Source organism: Xanthobacter aminoxidans (assembly GCF_023571765.1).
GTDB classification, from domain to species: Bacteria; Pseudomonadota; Alphaproteobacteria; order Rhizobiales; family Xanthobacteraceae; genus Xanthobacter; species Xanthobacter aminoxidans.
The window spans coordinates 1-681 of record NZ_JAMJXC010000074.1 but is presented as its reverse complement, the minus strand read 5'-3'; the positions used below and the strand labels follow the sequence as shown (position 1 = coordinate 681).

The following is a 681-nucleotide window of genomic DNA, read 5'->3' as shown; positions in this document are numbered from 1 at the left end:
CGCTCTCCTGCGCCGCGCCGAAGATCAGGGCGAAGAAGCCGGCGACAGCCGAATAGACCTTGTTGAGGAAGCTCGCCTTCGCAACCGGGTCGCCGGCCTTGCGGAGGTCGCTGGCGGTCGTCTTGGCCCGCTCCTCCCCCACTTCCGACTGCGGCGCCGTCGCAAGCGCGGCGATGGTGGTCTTGTCCACCCAAGCGCGGTCGACGGTGACCGTAACCGGCAGTCCGGCGGCCGACTGGAAGGCCGCCAGCGCGCCAACGGTGTCCTTGCCCCACTTGCCGTCGATCAGGCCAACCCGGTGAATGCCCTTGGATCGCAGCAGCGTCTGGATGGCCTTGATCTCATCCTCCGACAGACCGTCGTCGGGGTCGATTTCCTCGGCGGTGAGCACGCGGTCATCGGACGCGTGTTCGATGACATCCGCCTCATCAACGAAGCGCACGCTGTCGTCGAGTTCCATGAGACGCTTGACGATGGCGACCACGCCGAGCTGCTTGTCCCAGACCGACCGGTCGAAGACGCCATCTTCAACGAACTTGCCGCCCCGATACAGTTTGGTGCCGGCGTACAGGTAGGCGCTGGGGAGGCCGCGCATCCGGTACCCCATGCCGTTGAACCGCTCCGACTGGAACTGGAACATCGCCGGGGTCCAAACCGGCGAGCCGGGGTTCAGGCCCTTGA

At 66.1% G+C, this 681-nt stretch carries 1 protein-coding gene; it reads right to left on the bottom strand.

The annotated features are described in order from the left end of the window. Positions 1-640, bottom strand: a 640-nt coding sequence (locus tag EJ105_RS27695) for a peptidoglycan-binding domain-containing protein (RefSeq protein ID WP_250168895.1), incomplete at its 3' end; no start/stop codon positions are given. Between the last annotated feature and the right edge of the window lie 41 nt (positions 641-681).